Here is a 17,353-nt window from a genome sequence, read left to right as displayed (position 1 = left end):
CCACGACAGGGTTGCAATCACCGTCGGCACAAACACCCCGGCCGCGAAGCCCGCGCGGCGTGGCGCTCGTTACCCGGCGGTCGCCTACGGGTAAGCCGTCTGATTGACCAGACGCACCGAGGACGGGCCGTCGCCGTAGAACTCGGCGATGCTCAGCGAGGCCAGGTCCAGGTGCAGCCGGTACAAGATGCCCGGTCCGGCGTCCAGCGCCAGACGCAGCACGGTCTTGATCGGCGTCACGTGCGACACCACCAGCACGGTGGTGCCACCGTGTTCGGCGACGATCCGGTCACGCGCGGCCAGCACCCGCTGTTGCACGGCGTCGAAGCTCTCCCCGCCAGGGGGCTCGGTGGATGTGTCGTTGAGCCAGCGCCGGTGCAACTCGGGATCGCGCGCGGCGGCCTCTGCGAAAGTCAGGCCCTCCCAGGCACCGAAGTCGGTTTCGGTCAGGTCGTCGTCGACGGCCACATCCAGACGCAGCATTCTGGCTGCCGCCTCGGCCGTCTCACGACAGCGCTGCAACGGCGAGCTGATGACCGCCGAGATACCGCCGCGGCCCGCCAGGTAGCGCGCCGCTTCCCCGGCCTGGCGCCGGCCGGTCTCGGTCAGCGGCGGATTGCCGCGCCCGGAGTAGCGCCGGTGCACCGACAGCTCGGTCTGCCCGTGGCGCAGCAGCAGCAGCCGGGTCGCGGTGCCGGTCGCACCGGTCCAGCCGGGAGCCGCGGGCGCAGCCGCGGCCGGCGGCTTGGGTGCGGGCGCCTCGATCACGACACCCTTCTGGGCGGCATCCATGGCCTCGTTGGCCAGCCGGTCGGCGTAGGAGTTCTTGGCCCGCGGTATCCACGAATAGCGAACGTGGTCGAAGGTCGCCGCCAGCTCACGGGCCTTGCGGTGCAGCGGGATCAGGTCCGGATGCTTGACCTTCCAGCGGCCGGCCATCTGTTCGACCACCAGCTTGGAGTCCATGAAAACCGCCACCTCGGCGGCTCCCAGCCCGGCCGCCTGGGTCAGGGCGGCCACCAGGCCGCGGTATTCGGCGACATTGTTGGTGGCCACCCCGATGGCCTCTTTGGCCTCGGCGAGCACCTCGCCGCGGTCGGCCGACCACACCACCGCGCCATATCCGGCCGGCCCCGGGTTGCCACGCGACCCGCCGTCGGCTTCAACGATCACCTTCATCGGCGTTGGGCTTACCCGAAGTCCTTGACCCGCAACAGGATGGCGCTGCATTCCGGGCAGCGCAGCACCTCTTCGGGAGCAGCCGCGGAGATCCGCGCCAGCTGGCCGCGGTCGATCTCGATCCGGCAGGCGCCGCACTGGCCGCCGCGCAGCGGTGCGGCACCCACCCCGGCGGAGCTGCGCTGGCGCTCATAGAGCGCCAGCAGTTCGGCGTCGATGGTGGCCGCCAACTCCGCGCGCCTGGCCGCTCGCTGCTCGCGGGTGGCCTCGATCTCGGCCAGGGCGGTGGCCACCGCCTCCTGCACCCCGGCCAGATCGGCGGCCAGGCCCTCGAGCACCGCCGCTTCGGCGTTGGCCTGACCTTGCAGCTGCTCCCGCTGCTCCAGCAGCTCCAACAGCGAGTCCTCCAGGCTGGACTGGCGCTTCTGCAGCGTCTCCAGCTCGTGCTGCAGATCCACGACCTGCTTGGCGTTGGTCTGCCCCGAGTCCAGCAGGGCACGGTCGCGGTCCTCGCGCTGGCGCACCGCGTCGATCTCCGACTCGAAGCGGCCGGCTTGGGCGTCCAGATCCTCCAAGGCCAGCTCCAGCGCAGCCAGCCGGTCAGCCGACGCGGTGTGCTCGGTCTGGATGCGGTCCCGGTCGGCCTGCTCGGGCAGGTTCTTGGCACGGTGGGAGATCCGGGCCAGCTCGGCATCGAGCTCCGAGAGTTCCAGCAGCGAACGTTGTTGTGCTACGGCGGCCTTCATGACCGGTCTCCTTCGAACGCGAGATTCCAGGGGTCGGTGCGCAGCGTGCTGACACGCACCGGCAGCGTCGCACCGAAGTGCGAGCGGAGTATGTCGGCGGCCTGCGCGCACCATGGGTATTCACTGGCCCAATGGGCCACGTCGACCAGCGCCATCGCCGACCGGCGGGAATGCTCGTCAGCCGGATGGTGCCGCAGGTCCGCGGTGAGGTAGACCTGCGCGTCGGCGGCCGCCGCGGCGTCGAGCAGGGAATCTCCCGCGCCGCCGCAGACCGCGACCTTCGAGACCTCAAGGTCCGGGTCGCCTGAGGCCCGGACCCCCCACGTCGTGGCCGGCAGGCCCGCGGCGGCGCGCGCGACCAAGTCACGCAGCGGCTCCGGGGCGGCCAGGCTGCAGACCCGTCCGATTCCCACCCCGGCCGGCAGCGGCTGCAGCGCGATGACGTCGAACGCCGGCTCCTCGTAGGGATGGGCGGCCCGCAGCGCGGCGTGGATCGTGCCCCGCGCCCGCGCCGGCGCCACCACCTCGACGCGGTCCTCCGCGACGTGCTCCACCGCGCCGACTTGTCCGATCACCGGCGTCGCACTGTCGCCGGGCAGAAACTGACCGGTGCCGCCGACGCTCCAGCTGCACTGGGTGTAGTCGCCGATACGGCCGGCCCCGGCCGCGAACACCGCGGCCCGCACCGCCTCGGCGTGCTCGGCCGGGGTGTAGATCACCCATTTGTCGGTCTCCGCGCGGGCGGCGGCCGGTTCCAGCACGGACTCCACCGTGAGCCCGAGCGCTGCGGCCAGTGCATCGGAGACGCCCGGCGACGCCGCGTCGGCGTTGGTGTGGGCGGTGAACAGGGCGCAACCACGACTGATCAGCCGGTGAATCAGCGCGCCCTTGGGGGTGCTGGCGGCCACGGTGTCCACCCCACGCAGCAGCAGCGGATGGTGGGCCAGCAGCAGGGCCCCGTCGGGCAGCTGCTCGACCACCGCCGCGGTGGCGTCCACCGCGACCGTCACCGAGGTCACCGCGGCGTCGGGGTCACCGCAGACCAGACCGACCGAGTCCCAGGAGTGGGCCAGCCCGGGCGGGTAGGCCGCATCCAGGACACCGATCACGTCAGCCAGCCGGGCGGTCACACTGCAAGACAGTAGTGCGCCACCCGGCGAGCCCGCCGCGCACGTCGGGGACAATGGGGTCGTGATGCGCACGACCACCGCCACCGCCGAATTGGTGATCTTCGACCTCGACGGCACCCTGACCGACTCCGCTGCCGGAATTGTCGCCAGCTTCCGGCACGCCCTGGACCGGATCGGGGCGCCGCTGCCCGAGGGCGACCTGGCTGCTCGGCTGGTCGGCCCGCCGATGCATCACACGCTGGCCGCCATGGGGCTCGGCGAGCAGACCGAGGCGGCGGTGGCCGCCTACCGCGCCGACTACACCAGTCGCGGGTGGCAGATGAACACGCTGTTCGACGGTGTTGCGGAGTTGCTGAGCGACCTGCGCGACGCCGGGGTACGGCTGGCGGTGGCCACCTCCAAGGTGGAGCCGACGGCGCGCAGGATCCTCGCGCATTTCGGGCTCGACGGTTACTTCGACGTGGTTGCCGGCGCCAGTGTGGACGGGCTGCGGGCCGCGAAGTCCGACGTGGTGGCGCACGCCCTGGCGCAGTTGGCGCCGCTGCCGGAGCGGGTGCTGATGGTGGGCGACCGGCGCCACGATGTCGACGGTGCGGCCGCGCACGGCATCGACACAGTGTTGGTCGGCTGGGGCTACGGCCGGTCGGACTACCGCGACACCGAGGACGCCGGTCGCGGACCGGTTGCCCGGGTGCAGACCGTCGCCGAACTGCGGGAGGTGCTCGGTGTCTGAGGCACTGCTGCATGTCACGTTCGTCTGCACCGGCAACATCTGCCGCTCCCCGATGGCCGAGAAGATGTTCGCCCACCAGCTGGCGCAGCGCGGACTGGCCGATGCGGTACGGGTGAGCAGCGCCGGAACCGCAGGCTGGCACGTGGGCAAAGGCGCCGACGAGCGCACCAACCGGGTGTTGCGCGACAACGGCTATCCGGTGGAGCATTGCGCCGCCCAGGTCGGACCCGAGCATGAGGCGGCGGATCTGGTGGTGGCGCTGGGACGCAACCACGTCGGGCTGTTGAAGGGCCTGGGCATTCCGGCCGAGCGGATCCGGATGCTGCGGTCCTTCGACCCGCGTTCGGGGGCGGCCGTGCCGGATGTCGACGACCCCTACTACGGCGACCATGACGACTTCGTGCGGGCGTTCACCGTCATCGCGGCGTCGCTGCCGGGCCTGCACGACTGGGTCGACGGGCAGCTGGCGTGGGGTGAGAACGGCTGATGCGCCGGCTGGCCTTCCTGCTGCGCCCGAGCTGGCTGGCTCTGGCGGCGGTGGTGCTGGGCTTCGCCTACCTGTGTTTCACCGTGCTGGCGCCCTGGCAGCTGGGCAAGAACACCACGACGTCGCGCGCGAACAGTCAGCTCGAACGTGCGCTGACCGCCGAACCGGTACCGGTGACAACGCTGCTGCCGCAGCAGGATTCGTCGGTGCCGGACGAGCAGTGGCGTCCGGTGACCGCCACCGGCCACTACCGCGCCGAGGCCCAGGTGCTGGTGCGGCTCCGGGTGATCGACGGGGTGCCGGCGGTGGAGGTGCTGACGCCGTTCGCGGTCGACGGCGGGCCGACGGTACTGGTGAACCGCGGCTACGTGCGAACCGAGGACGGTGGGTCTCGGCTGCCGCCGATTCCGCCGCCGCCGCAGAACACGGTCACCATCACCGCCCGGTTGCGTGATTCGCAGGCAGCCATTCCGGGCAAGAACCCGGTCACCGAGAACGGTTTTCGTCAGGTGTACTCGATCAACACCGAGCAGGTGTCGGCGGTGACCGGAGTTCCGCTGACCGGTTCCTATCTGCAGCTGGTGGACGGCCAGCCCGGCGGATTGGGGCTGATCGCCCTGCCCCGCCGGGACGCCGGGCCGTTCCTGTCCTACGGAATCCAGTGGATCGCGTTCGGCATCCTGGCTCCGCTGGGACTGGGTTACTTCGCGTTCGCCGAGATCCGGGCACGGCGCGCCGAACGGTCCGAGCCTTCCGGGAAGGACGGCGCCGACGAGCCGGCGCCACCGATGACCGTCGAACAGAAGCTCGCCGACCGGTACGGCCGGCGGCGGTAGACCGCCGGGCGGGTTGTGCCATCCTGGGGCGATGGTGAACATCTCGGGTGTCGGTATCTGGAGTGCGCCGCTGCGCTACGGCGATCAGGTCGAGGCCGCCGAAGCGGCCGCCGAACTGGAAGAACTGGGTTTCGGTGTGCTGTGGATCCCCGACGTCGGCGGTCCGGTGTTCGACTCGGTGGCCAACCTGCTCGCGGCCACCAGCCGTGCGGTCATCGCCACCGGCATCTTGAACCTGTGGATGCACGCCCCCTCCGACGTGGCGGCGTCCTACACGTCGCTGACGGCGGCACATGGTGACCGGTTCCTGCTCGGTATCGGTGTCAGCCATGCCCCGCTGATCGATTCCCGCGACCCGGGGCGCTACCGCCGGCCGTTGCGGGCCATGACCACGTTCCTCGACGGTCTCGACGCCGCCGAGACACCCGTCCCGGCCGATGCCCGTGTCCTTGCCGCGCTGGGACCGAAGATGCTGGACCTGGCCGCCACCCGCAGTCGCGGCGCCCACCCCTACCTGACCACCCCCGAGCACACCCGGTTCGCCCGCGAGCAGCTCGGCGAGGGCCCACTGCTGGCGCCCGAGCAGACCGCCATTCTGTGCGACAGCCGCGAGCAGGCCCGCGAAATCGGCGTCGGGTGGCTGAGGTCGTATCTGGCCCTGCCCAACTACGCCAACAACCTGCTGCGGTCGGGATTCACCGACGACGACATCGCCTCAGTGAGCGATCGGCTGTTCGACGCGATCATCGCCTGGGGCAGCGTGGATGCGGTGACCGATCGGATCGCCGAGCACCGGGCCGCCGGCGCGGACCACATCTGCGTGCAGCTGCTCGACGCCGACCCGCGCGCCTTCCCGCGGGAGCAGTGGCGGACATTGGCCGCGGCGCTGGGCTGACCTCAGCCGACGGAACGTGCGGCGCCGGACCAGAACTGGGCGCGTACGGCTTTCTTGTCCGGCTTGCCCAGCGCGGTCACCGGCACGGAGTCGGCGACGATCACCTGCTTGGGCGCCTGCACCGAACCCTTGCGTTCTTTGACCGCGGACTGGATCTCGGCGGTCATCGTGGCGATCGCCTCGGCGTCGCTGTCGGCGCCGGGGCGCAGCACCACCACAGCGGTGACCGCCTCGCCCCACTTCTCGTCGGGTGTTCCGATCACGCACACCTGCGCCACCGACGGGTGCTCGGCGATGACGTCCTCGACCTCGCGGGGGAAGACGTTGAAGCCGCCGGTCACGATCATGTCCTTGGTGCGGTCCACGATGAAGTAGAAGCCGTCTTCGTCTTCGCGGGCCAGGTCACCGGTGTGCATCCAGCCGTCCTTGAACGTCTCGGCGGTGGCCTCCGGAAGCTTCCAGTAGCCACCCGACAGCAGCGGCCCGGACACGCAGATCTCGCCGACCTCGCCCTGTTTCACCGGCTTTCCGTCGTCGCCCAGCAGCGCCACCCGGGCGAACAGTGTCGGGCGGCCGCAGGAGGTCAGCCGCTTCTGGTCGTGGTCGCCCTTGGCCAGGTAGGTGATCACCATCGGCGCCTCGGACTGGCCGTAGTACTGGGCGAAGATCGGGCCGAACCGGTCGATGGCCTCCTGGAGCCGGACCGGGTTCATCGCCGAGGCGCCGTAGTACACCGTCTCCAGCGACGACAGGTCGCGGGTGTGCGAGTCCGGGTGATCCAGCAGCGCGTAGATCATCGACGGCACCAGCATGGTGGCGGTGATCTTCTGCTCCTCGATCACCCGCAGCACCTCGGCGGGGTCGAATTTGGTCAGCACCACCAGCTCGCCGCCCTTGACGATGGTCGGCACGAAGAACGCTGCGCCGGCATGCGACAGCGGGGTGCACATCAGGAACTTGGGGTGCTCCGGCCACTCCCACTCGGCGAGCTGCGTGGTAGTCATCGCGGTGATGGAAGACACGGTGCCCATGACGCCCTTGGGCTTGCCGGTGGTCCCGCCGGTGTAAGTGAGGCCGCCGATGTGGTCGGCGGGCAGATCGGCGGGCACCAGCGGCTGCGGCTCGTACTTGGCCGCCTCGGCAGCCAGGTCCACGGCCTTGCCCTCGAGCGCCGCGGGCACCGGCCCGATGGTCAGCACCTGCCGCAGCGTCGGCACCTTCTCGAGCAGGCCCAGGGCGCGCTCCACGAACGCCGGGGTGGGATCGATGATCAGCGTGGCGACCTCGGCGTCGGCCAGCACGTAGGCGTGGTCGTCGAGTGACCCCAGCGGGTGCAGCGCGGTACGCCGGTAGCCCCGGATCTGCCCGGCGCCGATGATCATCAGCACCTCAGGGCGGTTCAGCGACAACAGGCCGGTTGCGTCAGCTCCGAGCGCGTCGAAGGCCTGGATGTACTGGCTGATGCGCTCGGCAAGCTGCCCACCGGTCAGCGTGGTGTCGCCCAAGAACAGCACCGGGCGGTCCCTGTTGCGCTTGAGGGCTCCCACGGTGAGATGTCCGGAGTGAATGGGCTGGCGCATGGACTGCGTCGACATCGAGTTACCTCCGCTAGAGCGCTGACAGCTTGCCCGCAGGACACTACCGACCGCCCCACATGCCCCTGGGGGGAGCCGAGGGTTGACACCCGTCACGTCCCAAGACTTATTATTTGCGTATGCATGCAGATAATGGTCCAGCGGACCGGTTGCCCGACGATCAGGTGGGCCTGATCGTGGAGGTGTTCCGGATGCTGGCCGACGCCACCCGCGTGCAGGTGCTGTGGGCGTTGACCAGCCGGGAGATGTCGGTCAATGAACTCGCCGAGCACGTCGGCAAGCCGGCGCCGTCGGTGTCGCAACACCTGGCGAAACTGCGGATGGCCCGGCTGGTGCGCACCCGCCGCGAGGGCACCACGATCTTCTACAGCATGGAGAACGAGCACGTCTGCCAACTGGTGACCGACGCGGTCTTCAACGCCGAGCACGCCGGCCCAGGGGTCCCTCCGCATCACCGTGCCGCGCAGAAGCTGCCGGCTGCTGCCGGAGAGACACTGCCGGAGTTGCGGCAGCCCGCCATCGAACAAGGGAGATAGCCCCATGTCGCACCATGCTCACGACCAAGACCACGTCCACGACGCGCCGCACGCGCACGAGCACACCCACGGCGACCTGACACACACCCACGTGCACGACGCGCACGAGCACGCCCACATCGAGCACACGCACGAGCACACGCACGACGACGGGACCGTGCACAGCCATCCGCACACCCATCAGGCCGGCCTGGAACACGCCGGTCACGCGCATTCGCACTGAGCCGCGCCGTCGGGCCACGCCCGCCCGCGAAGCCGTGACGAGACGGTGCCCTCAGGCGGCGAACACGATGAGCAGCGCGATGGCCCCGATCAGCACCAGCAGGCTCAGCCACAGCACCGCACGGACACCGGTCGGCTTGCCGGTGCGGCCGGTAAGTGTCAGCTGCGGGGTTCAATACCGACATCCCGCGCATCCCGGGCCGTGCAGCCCGCCGCCGGGCTGACCGCTGGCCGGGAAGCGGCCTTCGCGTATGCAGTCCGGTGTCGCAGACTACGTCGCTGAAGGCCGCTCGAATCCTTTTACCGGCCGCGTAACGCACGTACCGCCCGAGGAGCCCTGGTGCAGATATCCGACAAGGTCTTTGTCGTCAGCGGTGCCGGCAACGGGATGGGCCGGCAAGTCGCGCTCGCGCTGGCCCAGCGCGGGGCACGGATAGCTGCGGTCGATGTAGATGAAGCAGGCTTGGTCCGCACTGCTGATCTCATCACCAGTGCACGAGCCTCGGTGTCCACCCACCCGGTGGACATCACGAACGCAGATGCAGTTGCCGCCTTGCCCGCCGACGTGTTGAAGGTGCACAACAGCATCGACGGGCTGGTCAACATCGCGGGTGTGATTCACCGGTTTGCGCCGTTCACCGATCTGTCGGTCACGGATCTCGATCGAATCATGGCTGTGAACTTCACCGGCATGGTGACCATGTGCCGGACATTCTTACCGGTCCTGTTGGCCCGGCCTGAAGCCAACGTGACCAATATGTCGAGTCTGTCGGCCCTCCTGCCGTTCGCCAGCCAGACCCTCTACAGCGCCAGCAAGGGCGCGGTGAAGCAGTTCAGCGAAGGACTGTACGCCGAGTTGTGTGACACCAAAGTTCATGTGGTGACCGTCTTTCCCGGCAATGTGTCGACGAATCTGACCGGCAACTCCGGTGTCGAGATGCTGGATGCCGGCGGGCGGAAAGTCCGCTCGGTCACTCCGGAAGCCGCCGCGGCCAAGATCGTCGACGGCATAGCGAACGATCGTTTCCGAGTCCTGATCGGCACCGACGCACGAGTCCTCGACATCCTGTCGCGCATATCAGCGAAACGCACTACACGGCTTGTTGCCAAGCAGATCAAATCTGTCCTTTGATTGCCACCGATGCTCTTGCGGGAGTGAATATGTCACCGACATCTGACTATGACGTCATCGTGGTCGGCTTTGGAGCCGCCGGTGCTGCCGCGGCCATCGAGGCGGCCGACAACGGCGCTCGAGTCCTTGTTCTCGACCGCGGGTATGGGGGCGGAGCAACGGCGCTCTCCGGCGGAATCGTCTACGCCGGAGGCGGAACCGCCGAACAAGACGCCGGCGGGTACGAAGACAGTGTCGAGAACATGCGGGCCTACCTGCAGCAAGAGGTCGGCGACGCGGTCAGCAGCGATACGCTCGATCGATTCTGCCGCGAGAGCCCGCACATGATCGAGTGGCTGAAAGCGCAGGGGCTCCAGTTCAAGGGCGGCACCGTATCGTCCTACAAGACCTCCTACCCCACCGACGACTACTACTTGTATTACTCCGGGAACGAAAAGGCCCACCCCTACCTCGAACATGCGCGGCCAGCACCGCGCGGGCACCGCGTGGTAGCACCCGGTATGAGCTCTGGAAAGGTGTTGTTCGAAAAGCTCAAGCGCTCCGCGCTGTCCAAAGGAGTCGTCTTCCTCCCCCTCGCGCGGGTGCAGTCCCTGATCAAGGACGAGAGCGGACGGGTCCTCGGAGTGCGTTACCGGGCACTGGCGCTCACCCACCCCAACGCACGCAAGTACGCACTGTTGACCACGTCGACCGGAAAGGTCGCCACGTGGATACCAGGCCTTGTCAAGGGCATCGTAGCTGCGGCAGAGGCTATTTGGGCAGCGGGCGCGGTCGGCGGTGAGGCCCGTGCTGGCGCAGTGATCCTCACCGCCGGCGGCTTCATCTACAACCGTTCGTGGATGGCCGAATACGCACCGGCGTTCCTGAAGATCTCGCCGCTGGGCACCCCCGGCGACGACGGCGGCGGCATCGCGCTCGGACTGGACGCGGGCGGAACCACGGACAAAATGGGGAACGTCACCGCGTGGCGCTTCCTCGCACCGCCAAGCGCATTCCTCGAAGGTCTCACCGTCGGCGCGGACGGTCGGCGCATCGCGAACGAAGACCTCTACGGCGCGACACACGGCAACGTGCTGATGCGAGAGTTCGACGGTGTTGGCTGGGCCATCTACGACGCCGCGACCTGGCAGAAGGTCCGCGAGCAGATACGGGAGCAGACCCAGCTCTTCCAACGCCTGCAACTGATATATCTGTTCACCCTCGGACACAAGAAGGCCCCGTCACTTGAGGGGATCGCACGCAAGAACGGGATCGATCCCCACGGGCTGCGCCAGACTGTCGATCAATACAACGCCGGCCTAGCCAGTGGCACAGGCGATCCCGCGCACAAGGACACCGCGCTGTGCCGGCCCTTGATCAACGGTCCGTTCTATTCGATCAACATCTCCGCCGACTCCTCACCCTTCTATCCGATCCCCGGCCTGACCCTGGGCGGTCTGGTCGTCGACGAGGGGACCGGGCGAGTGGCGCACCGCGACGGCGGCACCGTGCCGGGCCTCTACGCCGCCGGCCGCAACGCAGTCGGAGTGTGTTCGAACAGCTACGTCAGCGGCCTATCGATCTCTGACTGCATATTCAGCGGGCGACGTGCAGGTAGCGATGCCGCCGCTTGCGTCAAGGCGGCTGCAGCCCCTGATTAGGCGTTGATCCGATCCCGCTCTTGCGTCTGGCGCTTGCAGGCTTGGTAGCCAACGCGTCGGCCTTGTGCACCGTCGGCACGCATTCGCACCAGTCCGAACCGGTGGTTTCTTGGTGGGCGCGGACGGTATCGAACCGCCGACCGCTGGTGTGTAAAACCAGAGCTCTACCACTGAGCTACGCGCCCCTGCCTCGGGCAGGTTACCCGGATCGGTACCGCAGACCCAAAACGCCCCCCGACCGGCGACGAGCGGTGCGGGCTAGGACTTGAGCGCCCCCAGGGCGTCGAGCCACAGTTGCTGGTCGCGCGCCTCCCCGGGCTGCTTCATCTCGGCGAACCGGATGATGCCGGCCTTGTCGATGACGAAGGTGCCGCGGTTGGGAAAGCCGGTGTCGGCGTTGAACACCCCGTAGGCCTGGCTGACGGCGCCGTGCGGCCAGAAATCCGACAGCACCGGGAACAGAAACCCGCTCTGGGTCGCCCAGATCTTGTGGGTGGGCGGCGGGCCGACCGAGATCGCCAGCGCCACGCTGTCGTCGTTGACATAGCTGGGCAGGTGATCGCGCAGCTCATCGAGCTCGCCCTGGCAGATACCGGTGAACGCCAGCGGGAAGAACACCACCAGGACGTTCTTCTCGCCCCGGAATCCGCTCAGGCTCACCTGCTGCTGATTCTGATCCTTGAGGGTGAAGTCCGGGGCCTGCGCACCGACGGACAGCATCAGCGCTTGCCTGCGCGGGACTTGGGCTGGACCAGGCGACTGGCGCTCCAGTCCCCCAGATTGACCGACGACGTGGGCATCAGCCCGGCCGTGGGCGCCGCTTCGGCGATCTCCGCGGGCTGCACATGGCCTGACCGGCCGGTCTTGGGTGTCAGCACCCAGATCACGCCGTCATCGGCCAGCGCCGTGATGGCATCCATCAGGGTGTCCACCAGATCGCCGTCACCGTCGCGCCACCACAGCAGCACCACGTCGACCACCTCGTCGGTGTCTTCGTCGAGCAGTTCGCTACCGCAGGCCTCTTCGACGTCGACACGGATGTCGTCGTCGGCGTCCTCATCCCAGCCGAACTCCTGGACCAACTGCTCGCTCTCAACGCCCAATTTGCGGGCGAAGTTCGGGGCGTTATCCGCCGCGACCACCGTGCGACCTCCTTCCATCGTCAGCGCGCCATGAATTGTGAATCATCGTTGCACAGTTGTGTGGGTTAATTGGGGGCGAATCCCCCGGTTATCCGGGACCGGATGAGTCAGAAGGCTTTGCACAGCTGCATACCCCTGTCCCGGGCCCGGTTGAGTTCATCTTTGCGGGCGTTGTAAACCGCAACCGGCGCCTTTGACGAAATCGCGGTGGCGACTCCGCGAGCCGCCTGGGCATAAGTGGTGAAGGCGTCGGTCAGCTCCTTCGACAGCTTCTCGTTGATGGCCGCAGCGACTTCGTCGGCACTGCGATTGAGGGCCTCCACCGCCGGCCCGGCGGTCCCGGAGATGTCGCCGCCCTTGTTGAACGCCTCCACGTACTTATTCACCACGTCGACAGCGTCAGTGCTGCTGGAGGCGAACCGGCCGCATGCGCCGCGGACCGCCTGGGTGGTCATCGACTGCTGACGCTGGGTCTCCCGCAGGCTGGAGGTGGCTTCCGAGGCCGAAACCGACGCCGACACCGAGGAGCGGTAGGCCGGAGCCTCGGCGGTGTCCGCCTCCGGGCTGCCTCCGATGATGTTGGTACAGCCCACGACGCCCATAGCCAACGCGGCGGCGAAACCGGCGACGGACGCGCCCATCCGAGCGTGTCGCCGCGCCTGGGCGCGCGAGGCAGTCCGCCATCGGGTAAGCACAACTTCAAACGTTACCGCGTAGCCGCAATCAAGCCGAGATCAGCCCACCCAGCGGGCACTCACCCACCGCCGCCCGCGCGCCAAGTGGGGCAGGATAGAAAAGACCGGACCGGCAATTCGATCGGTCGGTGCCCGTCCTGGCCACAAGCCGGGAGGCACATCTTGACCTCCGAACCAAGGAGCAACGCGTTGACCACTGAGGCCCAACATCAGGATCTGGCCAAAAAGCCAAGCAACACAGGAGAATCCGACCGGGTCCGGGTGATCCGCGAAGGGGTGGCCTCCTACCTTCCCGACATCGACCCCGACGAGACCTCCGAATGGCTGGAGTCCTTCGACGAGCTGCTGGCCCGCTCCGGCCCGGCCCGCGCCCGCTACCTGATGTTGCGGTTGCTCGAACGCGCCGGCGAGCAGCGGGTGGCCATCCCTGCGCTCACCTCCACCGACTACGTCAACACCATCCCGACCGAGCTGGAACCCTGGTTCCCCGGCGACGAGGAGACCGAGCGCCGCTACCGCAGCTGGATCCGCTGGAACGCCGCGGTGATGGTGCACCGCGCCCAGCGCCCCGGGGTGGGAGTCGGCGGGCATATCTCGACGTACGCGTCGTCCTCGACGCTCTATGAGGTCGGGTTCAACCACTTCTTCCGCGGCAAGAACCACCCCGGCGGTGGCGATCAGGTGTTCATCCAGGGCCACGCCTCCCCCGGCATCTACGCACGCGCCTTCCTGGAAGGCCGGCTGAGCACGCATGACCTCGACGGTTTCCGCCAGGAGCACAGCCATCCGGGCGGCGGCCTGCCGTCCTACCCGCACCCGCGGCTGATGCCGGACTTCTGGGAGTTCCCCACGGTGTCGATGGGCCTGGGCCCGATGAACGCCATCTACCAGGCCCGGTTCAACCACTACCTTCACGACCGCGGGATCCGCGACACCTCCGACCAGCACGTGTGGTGCTTTTTGGGCGACGGCGAAATGGACGAGCCGGAAAGCCGTGGGCTGCTGCACGTCGGGGCCCTGGAAGGCCTGGACAACCTGACGTTCGTGGTGAACTGCAACCTGCAGCGCCTGGACGGCCCGGTGCGCGGCAACGGCAAGATCATCCAGGAGCTGGAGTCGTTCTTCCGCGGCGCGGGCTGGAACGTCATCAAGGTGGTGTGGGGCCGCGAATGGGATGCCCTGCTGCACGCCGACCGGGACGGGGCCCTGGTGAATCTGATGAATGTCACGCCCGACGGCGACTATCAGACCTACAAGGCCAACGACGGCGGCTATGTGCGCGAACACTTCTTCGGCCGCGACCCCCGGACCAAGGCACTGGTCGAGAACCTGTCCGATCAGGACATCTGGCATCTCAAGCGGGGCGGGCACGACTACCGCAAAGTGCACGCCGCCTACCGCGCGGCCATCGAACACAAGGGTCAGCCGACGGTCATCCTGGCCAAGACCATCAAGGGCTACAGCCTGGGCAGCTACTTCGCCGGCCGTAATGCCACCCACCAGATGAAGAAGTTCCGGCTCCAGGACCTCAAGGACTTCCGCGACGAGATGCGGATTCCGATCCCGGACTCCGAACTGGAGTCGGACCCGTACCTGCCGCCGTACTACAACCCGGGCGAGCAGGCACCCGAGATCCGCTACATGGTGGAGCGCCGGCGCGCGCTGGGCGGCTTCCTGCCGCACCGCCGCACCGAATCCCGGCCGTTGCCGCTGCCGGAATCGAAGACCTATGCCGCGGTCAAGAAGGGCTCGGGCAACCAGGAGGTCGCCACCACCATGGCGGCGGTGCGGGTGTTCAAAGAGTTGTTGCGGGACAAGCAGTTAGGCCCGCGGCTGGTGCCGATCATCCCCGACGAGGCGCGCACGTTCGGGATGGACTCGTGGTTCCCCAGCCTGAAGATCTACAACCGCAACGGCCAGCTGTACACCTCGGTGGACGCCGACCTGATGCTGGCCTACAAGGAAAGCGAAATCGGCCAGATCCTGCACGAGGGCATCAATGAGGCCGGTTCGACGGCGTCGTTCACCGCGGTCGGAACCTCCTACGCCACCCACGGCGAGCCGATGGTGCCGATCTACATCTTCTATTCGATGTTCGGCTTCCAGCGCACCGGTGACGGGCTGTGGGCAGCGGCCGACCAGATGGCGCGCGGTTTCGTCCTGGGGGCCACCGCGGGGCGCACCACGCTGACCGGCGAGGGACTGCAGCACGCCGACGGCCATTCGCTGTTGCTGGCCAGCACAAACCCGGCGGTGGTCTCCTACGATCCGGCATTCGCCTACGAGGTCGCCCACATCATCGAAAGCGGCCTGCAGCGGATGTACGGGGAGAACCCGGAGAACGTGTATTTCTACGTGACGCTCTACAACGAGCCCTACGTGCAACCCTCAGAGCCCGAGGGTTTTGACCCCGAAGGCCTGCTGCGCGGCATCTACCGCTTCCGGGCGGCCGCCGAACCGCGGTCGAACACCGCGCAGATCCTGGCATCGGGGGTGGCGGTGCCCGAGGCGCTGCGCGCCGCCGACATGCTGGCCGCCGACTGGGACGTGGCCGCCGATGTCTGGTCGGTGACCAGCTGGGGCGAACTCAACCGCGACGGTGTGGCGATCGAACGCGAGCGGCTGCGTCACCCGGATCGCCCGGCCGGCGTCGCCTACGTGACGCAGGCCCTGGGCGAGGCCACCGGTCCGGTGGTGGCGGTGTCGGACTGGATGCGTGCGGTGCCCGAACAGATTCGGCCGTGGGTGCCGGGCACCTACGTCACCCTGGGCACCGACGGATTCGGGTTCTCCGACACCCGTCCGGCCGCACGGCGCTACTTCAACACCGACGCTGAGTCGGTGGTGGTGGCGGTGCTGGCTGCGCTGGCCCGCGACGGCGCCATCGACGCCTCCGTTGCGGTCACCGCGGCCGCGCGCTATCAGATCGACAACGTGCTGGCCGCCCCGGAGCAGACGTCGGATCCCGGGGTCGCCTGACACGTGTTGTCGAAAGTAGCCAGAAAACTGGCGTAGCTTTTAGGGATGGTTGACAACGCCACTGCGGCCACTGCGGCCAGTCCGGGCGCTGCGGCCCTGCCGGGCTCCACCCTGGGCCTGCTGAGCACCGTCCCGGACACGCTGCTGCGCCGCCTCAAGCACTACTCGGGCCGGCTGGCCACCGAGGCGGTGTCGATGATGGGCGAGCGGCTGCCGTTCTTCGCGGATCTGGAGGCCTCTCAGCGGGCCAGTGTGGCCCTGGTGGTGCAGACCGCGGTGGTCAACTTCGCCGAGTGGATGCGCGACCCGCACGGCAACGTCAGCCATACCGCGCAGGCGTTCGAGTTGGTGCCCCAGGACCTGACCCGCCATATCGCCCTGCGGCACACCGTGGACATGGTGCGGGTCACCATGGAGTTCTTCGAAGAGGTCGTGCCGCTGTTGGCCCGCTCCGAGGAACAGGTGACCGCACTGACCGTGGGCATCCTCAAGTACAGCCGCGACCTGGCCTTCACGGCGGCCTCCGCCTACGCCGACGCCGCCGAGGCCCGAGGCACCTGGGATTCCCGGATGGAGGCCAGCGTGGTGGACGCCGTCGTCCGCGGCGACACCGGCCCGGAGTTGTTGAGCCGCGCCGCCGCGCTGAACTGGGACACCACCGCTCCGGCCACGGTCGTGGTGGGCACCGCACCGCCCGGCCCAGACGAGTTCGCCGGACAGAAGGCCAGCCAGGACATCCGCGACATCGCCGGCCGCCATGGCCGCGCCGCGCTGACCGATGTGCACGGCACCTGGCTGGTGGCCATCGTGTCGGGTCCGCTGTCGCCCACCCAGAAGTTCTTCGCCGACCTGCTGGGCGCCTTCTCCGACGGCCCGGTGGTGATCGGACCCACCGCACCGTCCCTGACCGCCGCCTACCACAGCGCCAGTGAGGCGATTTCGGGGATGAACGCCGTCGTGGGCTGGACCGGGGCACCCCGGCCGGTGCTGGCGCGCGAACTGCTTCCCGAGCGCGCCCTGATCGGCGACGCCTCGGCGATCGCGGCGCTGCACACCGATGTGATGCGGCCGCTGGCCGAGGCCGGACCGACGCTCAGCGAGACGCTGGACGCCTTTTTGGACTGTGGCGGCGCGGTCGAGGCCTGCGCCCGCAAGTTGTTCGTTCATCCAAACACGGTCCGCTACCGGCTCAAGCGAATCGCGGACTTCACCGGGCGCGACCCGGCCGTACCGCGCGATGCCTACGTGCTGCGGGTCGCCGCCACCGTCGGGCGGCTGGCCAATCAGGCGCAGCATGCCAGCTTCAGCAGCGCCGCCACGCCTTACTCCCCCGATCAGCCGTCCGGCACCGTCCCCGCCGACCCCGCCGAGACCGGCCTGCAGGCGTGATCCGGTCGCCCAGGGCA

At 68.4% G+C, this 17,353-nt stretch carries 17 protein-coding genes and 1 tRNA gene; 10 read left to right on the top strand and 8 right to left on the bottom strand.

Features of this window, described 5'->3' with window-relative positions:
• Positions 1-84: 84 nt before the first annotated feature.
• From G6N14_RS05540 to G6N14_RS05530, 3 genes are read right to left on the bottom strand one after another with little or no spacing between them, the layout of a single operon-like run.
• Positions 85-1,179 (bottom strand): bifunctional RNase H/acid phosphatase, encoded by a 1,095-nt coding sequence (locus G6N14_RS05540; RefSeq protein WP_085135854.1) that lies wholly within the window; start codon positions 1,177-1,179, stop codon positions 85-87.
• A gap of 11 nt (positions 1,180-1,190) precedes the next feature.
• On the bottom strand, positions 1,191-1,925 hold the full coding sequence (locus tag G6N14_RS05535) for a zinc ribbon domain-containing protein (RefSeq protein WP_085135855.1): 735 nt from the start codon (positions 1,923-1,925) through the stop codon (positions 1,191-1,193).
• Positions 1,922-3,055: a Nif3-like dinuclear metal center hexameric protein gene (locus G6N14_RS05530; RefSeq protein WP_085135856.1), complete on the bottom strand. Its 1,134-nt coding sequence runs from the start codon at positions 3,053-3,055 to the stop codon at positions 1,922-1,924. Before G6N14_RS05530 ends, G6N14_RS05535 begins: the two co-directional genes overlap by 4 nt.
• A gap of 64 nt (positions 3,056-3,119) precedes the next feature.
• On the opposite strand from G6N14_RS05530, the gene G6N14_RS05525 reads away from it, so the two are divergent.
• From G6N14_RS05525 to G6N14_RS05510, 4 genes are read left to right on the top strand one after another with little or no spacing between them, the layout of a single operon-like run.
• Positions 3,120-3,788: an HAD-IA family hydrolase gene (locus G6N14_RS05525; RefSeq protein WP_085135857.1), complete on the top strand. Its 669-nt coding sequence runs from the start codon at positions 3,120-3,122 to the stop codon at positions 3,786-3,788.
• On the top strand, positions 3,781-4,275 hold the full coding sequence (locus G6N14_RS05520) for a low molecular weight protein-tyrosine-phosphatase (RefSeq protein ID WP_085135858.1): 495 nt from the start codon (positions 3,781-3,783) through the stop codon (positions 4,273-4,275). Before G6N14_RS05525 ends, G6N14_RS05520 begins: the two co-directional genes overlap by 8 nt.
• Entirely contained in the window at positions 4,275-5,111 is an 837-nt protein-coding gene (locus G6N14_RS05515; protein ID WP_085135859.1) for an SURF1 family cytochrome oxidase biogenesis protein, read from the top strand. Before G6N14_RS05520 ends, G6N14_RS05515 begins: the two co-directional genes overlap by 1 nt.
• 34 nt (positions 5,112-5,145) lie before the next feature.
• On the top strand, positions 5,146-6,006 hold the full coding sequence (locus tag G6N14_RS05510) for an LLM class F420-dependent oxidoreductase (protein ID WP_085135916.1): 861 nt from the start codon (positions 5,146-5,148) through the stop codon (positions 6,004-6,006).
• Positions 6,007-6,008: 2 nt separating this feature from the next.
• Here the strand turns inward: G6N14_RS05510 and fadD8 are convergent, their stop codons facing one another.
• Complete coding sequence (fadD8, locus tag G6N14_RS05505; RefSeq protein WP_085135860.1) at positions 6,009-7,601, bottom strand: fatty-acid--CoA ligase FadD8; 1,593 nt, start codon at positions 7,599-7,601, stop codon at positions 6,009-6,011.
• Positions 7,602-7,720: 119 nt separating this feature from the next.
• Here fadD8 and G6N14_RS05500 point away from each other — a divergent pair, with 119 nt between their 5' ends.
• The 4 genes from G6N14_RS05500 to G6N14_RS05485 all read left to right on the top strand — a co-directional run bounded on the left by G6N14_RS05500 (position 7,721) and on the right by G6N14_RS05485 (position 11,131).
• Positions 7,721-8,137 carry an ArsR/SmtB family transcription factor gene (locus G6N14_RS05500; protein WP_085135861.1) on the top strand — a complete coding sequence of 139 codons (417 nt, stop codon included), beginning with the start codon at positions 7,721-7,723 and terminating at the stop codon, positions 8,135-8,137.
• A gap of 4 nt (positions 8,138-8,141) precedes the next feature.
• On the top strand, positions 8,142-8,360 hold the full coding sequence (locus G6N14_RS05495) for a zinc transporter Slc39a7 (RefSeq protein WP_085135862.1): 219 nt from the start codon (positions 8,142-8,144) through the stop codon (positions 8,358-8,360).
• A 339-nt stretch (positions 8,361-8,699) separates the two neighbouring features.
• Positions 8,700-9,491 (top strand): SDR family NAD(P)-dependent oxidoreductase, encoded by a 792-nt coding sequence (locus G6N14_RS05490; protein ID WP_085135863.1) that lies wholly within the window; start codon positions 8,700-8,702, stop codon positions 9,489-9,491.
• A gap of 29 nt (positions 9,492-9,520) precedes the next feature.
• Positions 9,521-11,131 carry an FAD-binding protein gene (locus G6N14_RS05485; protein WP_085135864.1) on the top strand — a complete coding sequence of 537 codons (1,611 nt, stop codon included), beginning with the start codon at positions 9,521-9,523 and terminating at the stop codon, positions 11,129-11,131.
• Positions 11,132-11,241: 110 nt separating this feature from the next.
• Here the strand turns inward: G6N14_RS05485 and G6N14_RS05480 are convergent.
• From G6N14_RS05480 to G6N14_RS05465, 4 genes are all read right to left on the bottom strand, one after another.
• Positions 11,242-11,316, bottom strand: a tRNA-Val gene (locus tag G6N14_RS05480).
• Positions 11,317-11,389: 73 nt separating this feature from the next.
• Positions 11,390-11,851, bottom strand: a complete 462-nt coding sequence (locus G6N14_RS05475) for a peroxiredoxin (protein ID WP_085135865.1) — start codon at positions 11,849-11,851, stop codon at positions 11,390-11,392.
• Positions 11,851-12,273: a DUF3052 domain-containing protein gene (locus tag G6N14_RS05470; RefSeq protein WP_085135917.1), complete on the bottom strand. Its 423-nt coding sequence runs from the start codon at positions 12,271-12,273 to the stop codon at positions 11,851-11,853. Before G6N14_RS05470 ends, G6N14_RS05475 begins: the two co-directional genes overlap by 1 nt.
• Positions 12,274-12,380: 107 nt before the next feature.
• A complete protein-coding gene (locus G6N14_RS05465) occupies positions 12,381-12,914 on the bottom strand; it encodes an Rv2240c family protein (RefSeq protein ID WP_085135866.1) in 534 nt (177 codons plus the stop codon).
• 243 nt (positions 12,915-13,157) lie between these two features.
• On the opposite strand from G6N14_RS05465, the gene aceE reads away from it, so the two are divergent.
• Together aceE and G6N14_RS05455 are read left to right on the top strand one after the other, a co-directional pair.
• Positions 13,158-15,947: a pyruvate dehydrogenase (acetyl-transferring), homodimeric type gene (gene aceE / locus G6N14_RS05460; RefSeq protein WP_085135867.1), complete on the top strand. Its 2,790-nt coding sequence runs from the start codon at positions 13,158-13,160 to the stop codon at positions 15,945-15,947.
• Positions 15,948-15,992: 45 nt separating this feature from the next.
• Entirely contained in the window at positions 15,993-17,336 is a 1,344-nt protein-coding gene (locus tag G6N14_RS05455; protein ID WP_085135868.1) for a PucR family transcriptional regulator, read from the top strand.
• Positions 17,337-17,353 lie beyond the last annotated feature (17 nt).

It is taken from the genome of Mycolicibacter hiberniae, assembly GCF_010729485.1.
GTDB lineage: Bacteria > Actinomycetota > Actinomycetes > Mycobacteriales > Mycobacteriaceae > Mycobacterium > Mycobacterium hiberniae.
This window is presented reverse-complemented; position numbering and strand designations above follow the sequence as displayed.

Coding starts and splice junctions, on each gene's coding strand:
- G6N14_RS05540 (WP_085135854.1), bottom strand. CDS start 1,179: ATGAAGGTGATCGTTGAAGCCGACGGCGGGTCGCGTGGCAACCCGGGG.
- G6N14_RS05535 (WP_085135855.1), bottom strand. CDS start 1,925: ATGAAGGCCGCCGTAGCACAACAACGTTCGCTGCTGGAACTCTCGGAG.
- G6N14_RS05525 (WP_085135857.1), top strand. CDS start 3,120: ATGCGCACGACCACCGCCACCGCCGAATTGGTGATCTTCGACCTCGAC.
- G6N14_RS05515 (WP_085135859.1), top strand. CDS start 4,275: ATGCGCCGGCTGGCCTTCCTGCTGCGCCCGAGCTGGCTGGCTCTGGCG.
- fadD8 (WP_085135860.1), bottom strand. CDS start 7,601: ATGTCGACGCAGTCCATGCGCCAGCCCATTCACTCCGGACATCTCACC.
- G6N14_RS05500 (WP_085135861.1), top strand. CDS start 7,721: ATGCATGCAGATAATGGTCCAGCGGACCGGTTGCCCGACGATCAGGTG.
- G6N14_RS05495 (WP_085135862.1), top strand. CDS start 8,142: ATGTCGCACCATGCTCACGACCAAGACCACGTCCACGACGCGCCGCAC.
- G6N14_RS05485 (WP_085135864.1), top strand. CDS start 9,521: ATGTCACCGACATCTGACTATGACGTCATCGTGGTCGGCTTTGGAGCC.
- G6N14_RS05475 (WP_085135865.1), bottom strand. CDS start 11,851: ATGCTGTCCGTCGGTGCGCAGGCCCCGGACTTCACCCTCAAGGATCAG.
- G6N14_RS05465 (WP_085135866.1), bottom strand. CDS start 12,914: ATGGGCGCGTCCGTCGCCGGTTTCGCCGCCGCGTTGGCTATGGGCGTC.
- G6N14_RS05455 (WP_085135868.1), top strand. CDS start 15,993: ATGGTTGACAACGCCACTGCGGCCACTGCGGCCAGTCCGGGCGCTGCG.